We start from the raw sequence: 12,213 nt of genomic DNA, 5'->3' as shown, positions 1-12,213 counted from the left end.
CATTCCTCATTCGCTCTGTAGATGTTATGATCCCTTCGGGTTCCCCTCCCGAAGGGATTTCTATTAGACAGGTTGGTAATGCGTAAATTATGTGGATTCATCTTCGCCCTGATCATTGCCCTGTGTGCAGTTAACACTGCCTATGCGGCACAACCGGTTTATACACTGGGATCGGGCGATAAAGTTCGGATTACGGTATTTGGCGAACCCGACTTATCGGGCGAATTTGAAGTATCGGGTGATGGCCAATTATCCCTTCCCCTGATTGGTTCTGTTTCTGCCGACGGGAAAACCCTGAATACATTAGGTACAGACATCCAGACAAAGCTGATGGATGGATATCTGGTTGACCCAAAAGTAAGTGTCGAAGTCCTGAACTACCGTCCTTTTTACATTCTTGGTGAAGTCAAGGAACCTGGCAGCTACCCGTTTGTAAATGGCATGAGTGTCCTGAACGCTGTTGCATTAGGTGGTGGTTTTACCTACCGCGCCGACAAAGACGATATCCTGATCATTCGTGGTGGCGATGAAAGCCGGAAACCCGAAAAAGCAACACCGGAAACCATTGTCCTGCCCGGTGATATCGTCCGTGTGGAAGAACGCTTCTTCTAACTGCGGCATCTAAGGCGATAATGCCGGTTTTATGAAGATGACTTCTGAAAAATACATCCAGACCGGCACATGCCGGTCTTTTTTTGCCCTGCCCTCACACTCTCGATATCCCTGGACACTTACATATCCCACCCTGTACATCTCCCACCCTGCCATTTTCCTGGAACGGTGGGTTATCAGCATCGGGCACCGTCTGCCTTCAAAGCACTTTTCCGTTAAAGTACCCGTGTTAATCGAGACTGTTTTTTAGCCCATTTTCGATTATCACGTGGCAAAGCACTCGCGAAGATAACAAGGTTTCGCGTGACGGCGGTTATTGCCTGCTTCTTTTAATAACACCTACTTTGTTTGTTTTGTCCTATCGTTTGGCACGGTCCGGTGCGGTGCTGTCCTGCGCCGAACCGTATAACACAACCAAATATCACCAAAAACAAACCCGGCGGGCCGGTGCAGTCTACCGCCTGGCAAAATCGCCCTTATTAAAACGGATACTTTGGCGCCTGCTGATTAACGATAACGCCGATATCATCTGCAAAGCCGCAATAAACGGCACATCCCGCACAAGGCCCCATACGCGACACCCATCGTAAAATGTCTAACCAGGTCAAATGCAGATCTTTTTCCAACGCATGGGTCACAACGTGTAAAACGGCCTATAAAAACCGGTAGCCACGTCCTTCAAGGCGAAGACAGGTTAGCTTATTGGAATAATACGCGCCGGTATCAAGTCCGATTCGATTGTGGCGAACCACAGGTTCATCACCCACAGTATGGCCATGAATCACAACCTTCGCCAACGGTGCGGCATGGCTTAAAAATGGTTCACGAATCCAGCGCAAAATATCTGGCCCCTGCCCGGCAATCGGTCGTTCCGGGTCAATCCCGGCATGAACAAACAAATAATCGCCCAGTTCGTAACTATCGCGAAAATCTGCAATAAACCTGTCATGTCCGGCATCGGCCATTGCGGCCCGCAAATCTTCCGAGGCCTTAACTGCTTTAGCATTGTTAAAGGCACCGGCCGCGACCGAAACATTATAGCTTAGCAGGGTTTCAGCCCCGCCATAGCCAAGCCATTCAAGGCTGTTTTCCGGGTCATCGAGAAACCGAAGCATAAATTCCTCGTGGTTTCCCATCAGCCAGATTTGACGAAGCCCGGCCTTTTGCTGGTCTAAAATCAGATCAATAACATGTTTGCTTTTTAAGCCGCGATCGACCAGGTCCCCAAGATAAACCACCGTCTTGCTCTGCGATGGCAGCACCGGATCGGCCAGTATTTTTACAAGCTTCTTTTCGAGCAGATCAGCACGCCCGTGAATATCGCCAATGGCATACACCACGACATCCGCCGGAACGCTCGCCTCATCAAGCGAAACCTGCTTCTTAACCGATTGCGTCGGCTTGCTTTTTTTTCGAAACCAGCCAAACATGAAATACCCTCTTGTTTTCCTGGTGCGAAACACCGGAAAAACCATTAATCCGCATTAAAACAAAACCGGCCCGAAGAACCCGAACCGCCAATATGGACACCCGGTAAAACCGTTATCCGATGCCAAACCGCATCGCCCGTCCCAACGCGACACAGCGCCAACAGCGTTACGAACAGTGTCACGAACAATAGCTACGCCGACACGATCCGGCCAAAACATCACCTCTGGTGGCAACCTGGCTGCCCTCTGTCTGGGCCAGGCAACCTGCCACCGGCCTAATCTTTTGCCACCAGCGTCATATAAATCCAGACACGATATGTTTTTCCATCCGGCCCGATATAGGAAAAATGACCCCAGCCATTTTTCTGCTCAATCAAATGAAGAGGGGTCGTTTCCGGCATGGCAAACGCCACTTCAAAATCGGTTCCCGGCCCCATTCGCGCATTAACATTGCCCGACGTTGTTCGCCAAACATCACCAGACGGCGCATCTGCCGCGTTCGCCGCAGTTGTATTCTCAGGCGATGGGGCCGTCTCTTGCTCACTGGCTGTCATGCCAGACACATCGGTTGCTGCTGTATCCACCGGCATGGTTGCGGCATCATCCGTGGTATCTGTTTCCGGGGAAACCGCCTTTCTGTCGCCGTCTGCGGTATCAAGGGCATTGGTCATTCCCAGCGCTTCGGACTCGCGCGTCTCCATTTCTTTTTGCGCGTCTGCTCCGCCAGTGGTGCTGGCATCATCCATTGCGGCAAATTCAAGCGGGCGGCCATCAACCACCAGCTGGCTTAACTTCCAGCACTGATCGGTCGTTTTTTCCTGCACCGAACAAACATAGTCAATCTGTCCGTAATAGGCTGGCGATAAATTGCCGCTCCGGGCCGTTCCGCGGAACACCCAGCTGTCATCCTCGATGCGGTCGCCTGGCACCAGCATGGCAATCTTGTAACCATGAACCTCAAAAACCGGCGAAACCTGATCGGCAATTCCTGAATAAAGCTGCGCTGGCGACGGATAAAACCGGTCAGCCATTTTCTGCTGTTCGGCCTTTTGCTGGTTCCAATACAACCATCCGCCCACGGCAACCAGTCCCAGAACGATAATTCCAATTAACAGCTTTTTCATCCGCACCCGCTTTTACAAGACCTACCTGACACACCCGGAAATCGAATGCGACTTACCCCGTTCCATCAGGGCCGCGTATCTTCCTGCCTGCATCCTATGAATCTGATCCCTTTGAATCCAGTCACAAATTTAAATTTCATTCAATCTTGCGGTTGCTTTTTCTGTCCTTAAGCTCCCGGGTTTCGGATTATGGTGAATTTTCCCTTATATTCATCACATCAATTTATATTTCTGCTTCCCGCCCCGTCAATTTGGCCTGTATTTAGTCAAAAACGTGCCAAATTCACCCTGTTTTATGGTCAAAACAGCCCTCGCGCAGCGCTTCATATTCGACTGTTTAATCCCAAAATTCATATTATGTTATTGACGAAACATATCACCTATTTTAGGGTGCGGCCCTGGCTTGGCGATGCGATCAGGCACGCGTACACCTTCAAAGAGAAATAACCATGACCCCAAATGATCTGAAAAAGGCACTGGCCTCGGGCCTGCTCTCCTTCCCAACCACCGTTTTTAACGATGACTACAGCTTTAACGAAGGCCGCTATCGCAAACAGGTCGCGTGGCAGTCCGGTTTTGGCGCAGCTGCCCTGTTTGCCGCTGGCGGCACCGGCGAATTTTTCTCGCTTTCCCCGGACGAAGTGGTTGCGGTTGTTCGCGCGGCCAAGGCCGAAGCCGGCAACACCCCGATCCTGTCAGGCTGTGGTTATGGCGCCGGCATTGCCCCGAAACTGGCACGCGCCGCACAGGATGCCGGTGCCGACGGCGTTTTGCTGCTGCCCCATTATCTGGTGGGGGGCGATCAGGAAGGCCTGTTTAACCATATTCGTGCGGTTTGCGATGCCGTTGAAATCGGCGTCATTGTCTATAACCGCGATAACAGCATTGTTTTGCCTGATACCCTGGCAAAGCTGTGCGACGTTTGCCCGAACCTGATTGGCTTTAAGGATGGTGCCGGCGATATCGACCTGGTTGCGCGGGTTTGCAACAAAATGGGCGACCGTCTGACCTATATTGGTGGCATGCCCACCGCCGAAGTTTACGCCCAGGGCTATAAAGCCATTGGCATGACAACCTATTCCTCTGCGGTGTTTAACTTCATGCCGGAACTGGCGCAAAAGTTCTACGGGGCTGTTACCAGCGACGATGCGCCAACAGTCAAATCATTGCTGGAAAATTTCTTTTACCCCTATGTCGCCATTCGCGACCTGGGCGCAAAGCGCGGCTATGCCGTTTCCATCGTCAAGGCGGGCCTGAAGGCCATTGGCCGCGATCCGGGCCCGGTGCGCGCACCTTTATGCGACCTGCGCCCCGATGAATATAAAATGCTGCAGGACCTGATCGCCAAAAACAGCTGATTTGGCGAAATGATTGGAAAACATGATATTGGACTTGCGAAATATTATGTTGTCTGACAAGCATAGATAAGATGAGTTTGGGGCAGGCAGGCAAATTGGCCCGTTCTGCCCCCTTTTACCCGGCCACATGGCGCATGCCATGAATGACAAAAGCAACATCCCGGATCCGCGTCTGAAATGAGACCCATCAAGGAGGGAACGATGATCAATCGTTTGTTTAAAATCGCCGCAATCGGCGTTCTGGCTGCGACTGCCTTTTCAACTGCTTCATTTGCTGCCGATTATCCCAGCAAGGATATTCGTATGATTATTCCGTGGGGCGCTGGCGGGGGCACCGACGGCATCGTGCGCAAGCTCAGCACCATTGCTGAAAAAGAGCTGGGCACATCGATCTATGCCGAAAACATTGAAGGCGGCGTTAGCGCAACCGGTGTTCTCGAAGTCATGAAAGCCCGCCCCGATGGCTACACCATTGGTTCGCTGACCTACGATTCTGTTGTCACTGTTCCCTGGCAGGGTTTGCTGCCGACCTACAAACTTGACAAACTGAAACTGATCGCCCGCGTCACCAGCGAACCGGACGCCCTGATCATTGCGTCGGATGCACCGTATAAATCGGTAGATGACCTGGTGAAGGCCGCCAAGGAAAACCCGGGCAAAATCAAGGTTGCCATTCAAAATACCGGGTCGCGCCTGCACCTGGCGATGCTGCAATTTGAAAAACTGACCGGCACCGATTTTAAACTGGTCGCCTATCCGGGCGGTGCTGCACCGCAGAAAGAAGCCATCCTGTCCAAGGAAGTCCAGGTTGCTGCCACCAGCCTTGGAGATTTTTCATCGCTGATTGAATCGGGCGATGTTAAAGGCCTGGTCGAATTTTCCGACAGCCGCAACCCGACCTACAAAGACGTCCCGACCGCCAAGGAAGAAGGCATCGACCTTCAGATTGGCAGCTTTATTGTTCTGGCCGCCCCGGCAAAAACCCCCGATGACATCGTTGCCAAAATCGAAGCGGCCTATAAAGCCGCCCTTGATAGCGACGAATTTCAGACCTGGGTTGCCAAAGTTGGCGTTGCACCGAACTGGCTGGGCACTGCCGAGGTTACCGACTGGGCCAATGACACCCAGGCGACCCTGTTCAAACAGATGCAGACCCTCGTTGACCAGGGCGTGATCAAGAAATAATCATTTCCCTATCAAAGGACGGCGGCCACACTGGCCGCCGTTCCCCATTTTGACGACCCTTGTCGAAACGGAGACGACCAAATGAAGTCCGGTTCATCGGGCGGCTGGGACAGACGCCTAATCCTGCCTTTCGTGCTGTTTGTGATCACCAGCATTTATCTTGCCACCGCCCTGCAAATTACCGCCCAGTTTGACGAAGGACTGGTTGGCCCGTCCTTTGTGCCGGTGGTCGCATCCATCCTGATGTATGTTGCGCTGGCATTCGTTGTTTTGGGAATGCGAAACGAGACGGACACCGGCGAACGCGAGAAACTGAATCTCGTGGCTCCCATCAAGGTGGTTGTCGTCACAGCCATTTATATTCTGGCCTTCAAGCCGCTGGGATATCCGGTTTCGACATTTTTATATGTTTTCGCCCTGCTCTACATTTTTGGGATGGAAAATACCGGCCTGATCAAACGTCTTGTTTATACCGCCGCCATTACCGCCGTTTTCTATGGCCTGTTCGCGGTGATTTTTCAGGTTCGTCTGCCGTTGTTTGATACCGACTTCTGGGGGATGTTCTAATGGACTTTACCCTTCACATTCTCGGCGGTTTTGCCGCCCTGGCCGACCCCACCGTGCTGGGCTATATGATTATCGGCTTTTTGATCGGCACCTTCTTTGGCGCTGTTCCCGGCCTGACATCGGTTCTTGCCATTGCCCTGCTGCTTCCCATTACCTACAGCCTTGATGTTGTCCCGGCCCTTGTGATGTGTGCGTCGATTTTCATGTCAGGCATGTATGCGGGTTCTATCACGGCCACCACCATCAATATCCCCGGCGCGCCATCTTCGATGATGACCTCGATCGAGGGCTATGCCCTGATGAAAAAGGGTGAAGGGGCCAATGCCCTGGGCCATGCTGCGCTGGGTTCCATGATCGGGGGGGTGATTGGTGCCCTTTTGCTGATCTGCCTGACACCGGTTGCCGCCAAGCTGGCATTGCTTATTCAAACGCCTGGCAAATTCTCGCTGATTCTGTTTGCCCTGATCGTCATCGTTATTTCGCAGCGTAACGCCATTGCCAAAGGCTTTGTCGCCACCCTTTTGGGCATTATGATTGCCACTATCGGCATTGATGTGATGCAACCCATTGCCCGGTTTAATTTTGGTACCGAAGTGCTGGTAGAAGGCATCGACATGATGCCGCTGATCATTGGCACCTTTGCAATCAGCGAAATTCTGTTTCAGGCCTGCGAAAACCGGAACGCCCTGACTGTTGATAAAAAAATCATCGACATTCCCCCCATTCGCCGCCGCGACTTTTTCCCCACCCTGGCGGAAATTCGCGAGATCGGCATCTGGACCTATTTGAAAAGCGCCATTATTGGCTATTTCATTGGTGTTCTGCCCGGGGCTGGCGGCTCGATGGCGGCGTTCGTGTCCTATGCCGAGGCCATGCGCAAATCGAAAAACCCCGACCTGTATGGCAAGGGATCGCGTGAAGGCATTGCCGCGGCCGAAACCGCCAACAATTCGATGTGTGGCGGGGCATTTGTGCCCATGCTGATGTTTGGTATCCCCGGCGATCCAACCACGGCCATTGTTTTGGGTGTTTTGATTATTAACGGCCTGCAACCCGGCCCGCGCCTTCTCGATACCCAGATCGACCTGATCGCCCCGATGTTTGCATCGCTTCTGATCAGTGCGCTGGTGTTGATACCGCTAACCCTTTACCTGCTTGGCCCGTATTTCGTTAAAATCGTCTCGATCCGCAAGGCCGTACTTTATTCCTGCATCGCGGTTGTTGCCCTGGTTGGCAGTTACGTTGCCACCTATTCGCCGTTTCAAATGATGCTGGCTTTGGTGTTTGGCGTACTGGCGTTTTTCCTGCGTGCGCAAAAATACCCCACCGTTACCCTGCTTCTGGGCTTTATCCTTGGCCCCGATCTGGAACAGTATTTACGAAGGGCATTATCGCTAAATGATGGCAACCCGCTGACATTTATCACCAGCCCCGACAGCCTGTTCTTCCTGGCCTTAACGGCGGTGTTTTTCTACTTCATGGTTGTCCGCACACCGCCGGCTGCCAAAAAAACCTGATCACGGTAACGCAAGATATTGCCAATACCATTAATTTGCGCCACTGACGTTTTACCACGTCAGTGGCCATCGTATTTCAAAGACATACCGGTAATCCTAAAACACAGCCTTGCCGGGCAGATGCAAGGGACCCGGGCATGATATCTTCCCTGATTGATCAGTTAGGCCCCATTTTTTTGCTGGTTGGAGCCGGATATGCTCTGGCCTGGCGCGGCTTGATCGGTGCTTCGGCCATTCAGGGCCTTACAAAAATGACCTTCTGGGCTTTGATCCCGGCCACCCTGTTTCAAACCATATCGTCCAACCGGGTTGCGGAGCTTTTTAATCTTAATATCTGGGTCTGTTACTATGGCGCGGTTATAAGCGCTGCCCTGATTGTGTTTGTGGTGCTGACCCGCTGGCAAAAGAACAACCGTGCGGAAGGCATTGTGCTAACCTTTGGCGCAATTTTTTCCAATATCGGGATGCTGGGCATTCCCGTGATTGATATTCTTTATGGCCATGACGGGCTTTTGGTGTTGGCAACCATTCTGTGCATTCATGCGCTAAGCCTGCTGACCCCGACCATTCTGTTAATGGAATGGAGCCGCAACACCAAAGGCAACCCCGGTGCTGTTCTGGCCAATACGCTGCGGGCCCAAATTTGCAATCCCATCATTATTGCCATTTTAAGTGCCATTGCTGTGGCGTCCTTCGATGTCAGGATGCCGGTCGTGGTGGATACATTTTTCACCATGCTTAAACAGGCCATGCCGCCCATTGCCCTGATGTTGATCGGGGCAGGCATTTACGGGCAAAAACTGCGCGGCAACATGACCACCAGCATGATCGCGGCCACCGCCAAGGTGTGCCTGCTGCCGGCACTGGTCTTTACAATCGGTCTGGCCCTGGACATGCCATCAAAAATTATGGGGCCTGCCATCATGATCGCCGCGCTGCCGCCCGGGGTGAATTCGGTTCTTATGGCGGCATCTTATGACACCGCACGCGAACGCACCGCGACCACCATGCTGGTTGCGACCCTGATGTCGATTGTGGTTATTCCGTTGCTGGCAATTTTGCTGGTCTTGCCCGGCGAATAACCGCCCCTGGACACCCATAAAAAAAGCCCCCATGCCAAATGCGGCATGAAGGCATATATCGATATCGCACCACGATTAGCGCAATTAACGCGCTGGTGGTGTCCAGAACGGTGCCGGCGACATCAGTTTGTTTTCCTGGTTCACCAGGTGGCCTGCTTCGGCACTTTTCTTTAAATAAGCCTGCCATTCCGGGTCAGCCTGAAGGGATTTGCGCTTTTCTTCGCGGTCCGCCGCACTGTCATAGGCCCAGATGTGAACATAGGAATTCACCGGGCCGGTTTCTGTTACCATATAGGCATGGGGCTGCCCCAAATGGCGGCTTTGCACCGGAAAGCCAAACTCGCCATACAGGGCAAGCTGTTTTTTCAATGTGCCTGGATAACAGCTATAGGTGCGAACGTCGTAAAGCATAATGATTTCATCCCGTTATTACGTAATGTCATATCGGATGCGTTGCCCGCGCCTGTTTAAGCGATATGCGCCGGGCAAAACATCCTCCCTTGATCTCTGTTTTTACAATAAGTATTATTGTCAGACAACATTATTTAATGATGACAGCGCAACAACCATATGCCACAAAGTTGTATCGCCCATAGCGCGCCAGTTGAACCTTTTGCGATACCGCACCCCTGAAAAAGCGCAAGAAAACCTGATGCAAAAAACAGAACCACACCGCTACGAAAAAATTATCCGCCCCCGACGGTTGCCCGATGAAATTGCCGCCAAACTCACCGGGCAAATCAGCGACGGTATTTTGCAACCGGGCGACAAATTGCCTACCGAACAGGAACTTGCAACCAATTACGGGGTGGCAAGAACCGTGGTGCGCGAAGCGGTATCGCAACTAAAAAGCGATGGTATGATCCAGTCCAAACAAGGCGTTGGCGCCTTTGTATCGGAGCCGGGCGCACGGAGCGTTTTTCGTATCAGTGCCGATTGTTTTGCCAAGCGTAAGGAACTGGTGCAAATCCTGCAATTACGCACCAGCAACGAAGCCGGGGCCGCCGCCCTTGCCGCCGAGGCCCGTAGCGATGCCGACCTGGCCCTGATTTATGAACAGCTTCAATCCATGCAGGTGGCGACGGGCCAAACCCGTTTTGAGACGGCCGAACATCGCTATGACGCGGAACGCCGGTTTTATCGGGCCATCGCCAGGGCCTGCGGCAATAGCTATTTTTACGATTTTCTGACCATGCTGGATGGCCGGATTGACGCCAATTTGCGCAATGTCGCGATTAAAAATGTCATGACCGCCGAATGGGGGGATGGCGTGATTGGCGAGCATAAAATGGTTTACGAGGCGATCCGTGCGCAAAACAAGGCTGCTGCCGAAATTGCCGTGCGCCAGCATTTTGAAAATGCCGCCGGTCGCCTGATGGAACGGGCCGATATTGCCGATGTAACCGCCCCCTGATGGCTCAAGCCGCGCTAACGGGTTTAGGGCCGTTTTTTTGCAGCGTTCCCCCTTTACCTTACCATCCCGGCATGATGATATCGGGGTTCTTTTGATAAGACCAAAACAAACATATGACGAACGCCACCACTCGCCACCAATGAGGAAAAACATGTCCAATACCCCCGGTCTGCGCCACGGAGGGCGCATTCTTGTCGATCAGCTGCAAATTCACGGCTGCGAGCGCGCCTTTCTTGTTCCCGGTGAAAGTTTTCTGGCCGTGCTTGATGGCATGGTTGACCACCCGGAAATCACCCCGGTAATTTGCCGTCAGGAAGGCGGTGCCGCCATTATGGCCGAAGCCTATGGCAAGCTGACCGGAAAACCCGGCATTTGCATGGTAACGCGCGGCCCCGGCGCGACCAATGCATCGGCCGGTGTTCATGTTGCCCATCAGGACTCAACCCCGATGATCCTGCTGGTTGGCCAGATTGGCCGCGATATGGTCGATCGCGAAGCATTCCAGGAAGTCGATTATCGCAAAATGTTCGAACCGCTGTGCAAATGGGTTGCCCAGATTGACAGCATCGACCGCATTCCTGAATATATCAGCCATGCCTATCACATTGCCACATCGGGGCGCCCCGGCCCGGTGGTGCTGGCATTGCCCGAAGACATGCTGTCTTCCAGCGCGGTTGTTGCCGATGGCAAACCCTATGTCGAGGTGGAAGCCCGCACTGCTGGCGAAGATGTCGCCTCCTTCCGGGCCGAACTTGAAACAGCCCGCCAGCCAATTATGATTGTTGGTGGTGGTGGCTGGACCGCGCAGACCAGCCGGGATCTGATCCGCTTTGCCGAGACCAACAATGTGGCGATTGCGACCTCGTTTCGCTGTCAGGATTATATGCCCAACAGCCACCCCAATTTTATTGGCGATGTCGGCATTGGCATTAACCCCAAGCTGGCGGGGTTTATTCGCGATTCCGACCTCGTGATCCTTGTTGGTTCGCGCATGGGGGAAATGACCAGCAGCGGGTATAACCTGCTCGACATTCCCTGCCCCAAACAGCGTTTGATCCATGTTTATCCGGGGCCGGACGAGCTTGGCCGTGTGTATCGCCCCGATATCGCCATTAATGCCTCCCAGCGCTCGTTCATGCGTGCCATCGCCGATATGAACCCGGTAGATGGCAGTGCGCGTGCAGAGCAAATCGCACAGGCCCATGAAGCCTATCTCGCGTTCTCGACCCCGCTTGATACGCCGGGCGATGTTAAAATGGCGCATGTGATTGGCCATCTGCGCGACAATCTGCCCGACAACGCCATTCTGACCAACGGGGCTGGCAATTATGCCGCGTTTTTGCACCGGTTTTATCGTTATGAAACCTATCGCACCGAACTGGCCCCGACATCGGGCTCCATGGGCTATGGCCTGCCGGCATCGGTATCGGCAAAATTGCACCACCCGGACCGCCCGGTGGTGTGCCTGGCTGGTGATGGTTGCTTTTTGATGCACGGGCAGGAATTTGCCACTGCCGTTCAATATGGTGCCAACATCATTGTGGTGGTGGTTAATAACGGCATGTTTGGCACCATTCGCATGCACCAGGAACGCAATTATCCAGCGCGTGTCTCGGGCACAGAACTGCACAATCCCGATTTCGCCGGTTATGCCCGCGTTTTTGGCGGCCACGGCGAAACCGTCACCAAAACCGAAGATTTCGGCCCAGCCCTTGAACGTGCAATGGCGGCAAACAAACCCGCCATCATTGAAGTACAGGTGGACCCGCAGGCGTTAACACCGGTTAAAACGCTGGACGAAATTCGCAGCGGCAGCTGATACCGTCTGATTTTTACCTGAAAATGAAAAAGCCGCCGATCCTGTTTGATGGACCGGCGGCTTTTTATTGTGCGGTGAGACAAAGCCAGCAGCCAAACTGGAACC

The 12,213-nt window shown here is 53.1% G+C and carries 11 protein-coding genes; 8 read left to right on the top strand and 3 right to left on the bottom strand.

Features of this window, described 5'->3' with window-relative positions; genetic code table 11:
- Nucleotides 1–78: 78 nt before the first annotated feature.
- A complete protein-coding gene (locus tag THS27_RS17545; RefSeq protein WP_085593205.1) occupies nucleotides 79–612 on the top strand; it encodes a polysaccharide biosynthesis/export family protein in 534 nt (177 codons plus the stop codon).
- 653 nt (nucleotides 613–1,265) lie between these two features.
- Here the strand turns inward: THS27_RS17545 and THS27_RS17535 are convergent.
- Both THS27_RS17535 and THS27_RS17530 read right to left on the bottom strand, forming a co-directional pair.
- The gene (locus tag THS27_RS17535; protein WP_168184930.1) at nucleotides 1,266–2,042 is read right to left on the bottom strand and encodes a metallophosphoesterase family protein; all 777 of its coding nucleotides are present in this window, start codon (nucleotides 2,040–2,042) and stop codon (nucleotides 1,266–1,268) included.
- A 275-nt stretch (nucleotides 2,043–2,317) separates the two neighbouring features.
- Nucleotides 2,318–3,166: a hypothetical protein gene (locus tag THS27_RS17530; protein ID WP_085593199.1), complete on the bottom strand. Its 849-nt coding sequence runs from the start codon at nucleotides 3,164–3,166 to the stop codon at nucleotides 2,318–2,320.
- Between the two features lie 449 nt (nucleotides 3,167–3,615).
- Here THS27_RS17530 and kdgD point away from each other — a divergent pair, with 449 nt between their 5' ends.
- The 5 genes from kdgD (at nucleotide 3,616) to THS27_RS17500 (ending at nucleotide 8,875) form a co-directional block, all read left to right on the top strand.
- A complete protein-coding gene (kdgD, locus tag THS27_RS17520) occupies nucleotides 3,616–4,524 on the top strand; it encodes a 5-dehydro-4-deoxyglucarate dehydratase (RefSeq protein WP_085593195.1) in 909 nt (302 codons plus the stop codon).
- Between the two features lie 201 nt (nucleotides 4,525–4,725).
- Nucleotides 4,726–5,709, top strand: a complete 984-nt coding sequence (locus tag THS27_RS17515) for a tripartite tricarboxylate transporter substrate binding protein (protein WP_085593193.1) — start codon at nucleotides 4,726–4,728, stop codon at nucleotides 5,707–5,709.
- A gap of 81 nt (nucleotides 5,710–5,790) precedes the next feature.
- Nucleotides 5,791–6,276, top strand: coding sequence for a tripartite tricarboxylate transporter TctB family protein (locus THS27_RS17510; RefSeq protein ID WP_085593191.1), 486 nt, complete (start codon nucleotides 5,791–5,793; stop codon nucleotides 6,274–6,276).
- A complete protein-coding gene (locus THS27_RS17505) occupies nucleotides 6,276–7,793 on the top strand; it encodes a tripartite tricarboxylate transporter permease (protein ID WP_085593189.1) in 1,518 nt (505 codons plus the stop codon). The genes THS27_RS17510 and THS27_RS17505 overlap by 1 nt, the downstream gene beginning before the upstream one ends.
- 137 nt (nucleotides 7,794–7,930) lie before the next feature.
- Nucleotides 7,931–8,875: an AEC family transporter gene (locus THS27_RS17500; protein ID WP_085593187.1), complete on the top strand. Its 945-nt coding sequence runs from the start codon at nucleotides 7,931–7,933 to the stop codon at nucleotides 8,873–8,875.
- Between the two features lie 84 nt (nucleotides 8,876–8,959).
- Here the strand turns inward: THS27_RS17500 and THS27_RS17495 are convergent, their stop codons facing one another.
- Nucleotides 8,960–9,286 (bottom strand): NIPSNAP family protein, encoded by a 327-nt coding sequence (locus tag THS27_RS17495; RefSeq protein WP_085593185.1) that lies wholly within the window; start codon nucleotides 9,284–9,286, stop codon nucleotides 8,960–8,962.
- 241 nt (nucleotides 9,287–9,527) lie between these two features.
- On the opposite strand from THS27_RS17495, the gene THS27_RS17490 reads away from it, so the two are divergent.
- The gene (locus THS27_RS17490) at nucleotides 9,528–10,289 is read left to right on the top strand and encodes a FadR/GntR family transcriptional regulator (protein ID WP_168184929.1); all 762 of its coding nucleotides are present in this window, start codon (nucleotides 9,528–9,530) and stop codon (nucleotides 10,287–10,289) included.
- A gap of 151 nt (nucleotides 10,290–10,440) precedes the next feature.
- Nucleotides 10,441–12,108 carry a thiamine pyrophosphate-binding protein gene (locus THS27_RS17485; protein ID WP_085593181.1) on the top strand — a complete coding sequence of 556 codons (1,668 nt, stop codon included), beginning with the start codon at nucleotides 10,441–10,443 and terminating at the stop codon, nucleotides 12,106–12,108.
- Nucleotides 12,109–12,213 lie beyond the last annotated feature (105 nt).

This window comes from Thalassospira sp. MCCC 1A01428, assembly GCF_002115825.1.
Taxonomy (GTDB): Bacteria; Pseudomonadota; Alphaproteobacteria; order Rhodospirillales; family Thalassospiraceae; genus Thalassospira.
This window is presented reverse-complemented; position numbering and strand designations above follow the sequence as displayed.

Bases quoted from the DNA above. Each gene is read 5' to 3' on its own strand.
- THS27_RS17545 (WP_085593205.1), top strand. From the start codon at position 79: ATGCGTAAATTATGTGGATTCATCTTCGCCCTGATCATTGCCCTGTGT.
- THS27_RS17535 (WP_168184930.1), bottom strand. From the start codon at position 2,042: ATGTTTGGCTGGTTTCGAAAAAAAAGCAAGCCGACGCAATCGGTTAAG.
- THS27_RS17530 (WP_085593199.1), bottom strand. From the start codon at position 3,166: ATGAAAAAGCTGTTAATTGGAATTATCGTTCTGGGACTGGTTGCCGTG.
- kdgD (WP_085593195.1), top strand. From the start codon at position 3,616: ATGACCCCAAATGATCTGAAAAAGGCACTGGCCTCGGGCCTGCTCTCC.
- THS27_RS17515 (WP_085593193.1), top strand. From the start codon at position 4,726: ATGATCAATCGTTTGTTTAAAATCGCCGCAATCGGCGTTCTGGCTGCG.
- THS27_RS17510 (WP_085593191.1), top strand. From the start codon at position 5,791: ATGAAGTCCGGTTCATCGGGCGGCTGGGACAGACGCCTAATCCTGCCT.
- THS27_RS17505 (WP_085593189.1), top strand. From the start codon at position 6,276: ATGGACTTTACCCTTCACATTCTCGGCGGTTTTGCCGCCCTGGCCGAC.
- THS27_RS17500 (WP_085593187.1), top strand. From the start codon at position 7,931: ATGATATCTTCCCTGATTGATCAGTTAGGCCCCATTTTTTTGCTGGTT.
- THS27_RS17495 (WP_085593185.1), bottom strand. From the start codon at position 9,286: ATGCTTTACGACGTTCGCACCTATAGCTGTTATCCAGGCACATTGAAA.
- THS27_RS17490 (WP_168184929.1), top strand. From the start codon at position 9,528: ATGCAAAAAACAGAACCACACCGCTACGAAAAAATTATCCGCCCCCGA.
- THS27_RS17485 (WP_085593181.1), top strand. From the start codon at position 10,441: ATGTCCAATACCCCCGGTCTGCGCCACGGAGGGCGCATTCTTGTCGAT.